A 1,766-nucleotide genomic window follows, 5' to 3' on the forward strand; every position below is an offset into this window, starting at 1 on the left:
CGGCCCGCGCGGATGACCGGCTGGGCGAGCTGGCAAGGACTCACCCGCAGCGACCTGCCCATGGCGCAGGGGAACCAGACCGTGAACATCGCGGGGCGGGTCGCGCACTGCGGATTCATCCCGGCAGGCGGCGGCCTGCTGCACTGGTGGTTCGACCTGCCGTGGCAGGACGGCGAGCCGATCGGATCGGTCCGCGAGCTGCGCCGGGCGTTCGCCGGCTGGCCGGATCCGGTTTGGCCGCTGCTGGAGGAGATCGGCCCGGAGGACGTGGGCTTCTTCCCGCACATCCGGCACAAGGTTCCGCGGATCTGGGGCGGGCCGCGCACCACGCTGATCGGTGACGCCGTGCACGCGATGCCGCCCGCGGTGGCGCAGGCGGCGAACCAGACGCTGGAGGACGCCTGGCTGCTGTCGCACCTGCTCGGGGCCGTCGAGCGGCATCCGGAGGAGGCGCTGCGCAGCTACGAGTGCGAACGCAGGTCACGCGTGCTGAAGGTGTCGCGCACCGCCGCGCTCACCTCGGCGCAGCGCAGCACGCCGCTGCAGCGGCTCGGCCGGATGCCGAAGTCGATCGCCACCCGAAGCCAGGTCGCGTCGCTGCGCTCCGGCAGCACCGTCCTGCGCCCCCTGCCCGCCACCTGAAGCCGGAACACGCCCGCACTCCGAATCGGTGCTGCGCCCGGAGCCCGGCCGCGAAAAGGCCCGCCCGGCGGGTGCCGAGCGGGCCTTGGCGTCGCTTCGATCAGCGATGAGTGGTGTCGATCACGCGCCGAAGACGTCCGGGTCCGGGCCGACGCGCTTGCCGGTCTCCAGCCCTGCCAGCACCGTCATGTCGTCGTCGGCGAGCTCGAAGTCGAAGACCTCGATGTTCTGCCGGATCCGCGCGGGCGTCGCCGACTTCGGGATCGCGACGTTGCCCAGCTGCACGTGCCAGCGCAGCACGATCTGCGCAGCGGACTTGCCGTACTTCTCGGCGAGCGAGACCAGCGTGGAGTCCTCCAGCAGGCCCTTGCCCTGCCCGATCGGGCTCCACGCCTCGGTGACGATGCCGTGCTCGCGGTGGAACGCGCGCAGGTCGCTCTGCTGCAGGTTCGGGTGCAGCTCGATCTGGTTCAGCGCGGGCGTGATCTCGGTTTCCTCGAACAGCCGGCGCAGGTGCGGGATCTGGAAGTTGGACACGCCGATGGACTTGACCCGGCCGTCGGCGTGCAGCTTCTCGAACGCCTTCCAGGTCTCGACGTACTTGTCCTGACCTGCGGCGGGCCAGTGGATCAAGTACAGGTCCACGTAGTCGAGGCCGAGCTTGGTGATGCTCTCGTCGAACGCCTTCAGCGTCTCGTCGTAGCCCTGCCGGTCGTTCCACAGCTTGGTGGTGACGAACAGGTCCGAGCGCCGGACCCCCGATTCGGCGATCGCCTTGCCGACCCCTTCTTCGTTGCCGTACGCGGCAGCGGTGTCAATGCTGCGGTACCCGGCCTCGATCGCCGCCTGCACCGGCTCGATCACCTCGTCCGGCGGCACCTGGAAAACGCCGAAGCCGATCTGCGGGATCTCTGCGCCGGTGTTGAGCGTGAGGTTCGGAACCTGGGTCATCTACTCGTACCTTTCGGGTCGAACGTTGTCGTGGCCCGCACCGTCGGCGCGTCGTGCGGGGGAGCCGCCCCGTGCAACCAGCCGCGCGGGGCGCGGATTCCCGCCGGGGGCGCGTTCCATCACAGCACGCCGCCGGACGGCGAGCTATCCGCACCTGCCGGTCCCGCGCCGAG

Annotated in this window: 2 protein-coding genes; one reads left to right on the forward strand and one right to left on the reverse strand. The window is 70.4% G+C overall.

What is annotated here, in order from left to right; all coding sequences use genetic code 11:
* The coding region (locus IJH84_RS07265; protein ID WP_295141826.1) for an FAD-dependent monooxygenase at positions 1 to 642 on the forward strand (642 nt) is incomplete at its 5' end.
* A gap of 120 nt (positions 643 to 762) precedes the next feature.
* Here IJH84_RS07265 and IJH84_RS07270 read toward each other — a convergent pair.
* The gene (locus tag IJH84_RS07270) at positions 763 to 1,593 is read right to left on the reverse strand and encodes an aldo/keto reductase (RefSeq protein WP_200068847.1); all 831 of its coding nucleotides are present in this window, start codon (positions 1,591 to 1,593) and stop codon (positions 763 to 765) included.
* Positions 1,594 to 1,766 lie beyond the last annotated feature (173 nt).

The sequence above is a fragment of the Saccharopolyspora sp. genome (genome assembly GCF_017434145.1).
Classification (GTDB): Bacteria; Actinomycetota; Actinomycetes; order Mycobacteriales; family Pseudonocardiaceae; genus Saccharopolyspora_C; species Saccharopolyspora_C galaxeae.

Bases quoted from the DNA above. Each gene is read 5' to 3' on its own strand.
- IJH84_RS07270 (WP_200068847.1), bottom strand. From the start codon at position 1,593: ATGACCCAGGTTCCGAACCTCACGCTCAACACCGGCGCAGAGATCCCG.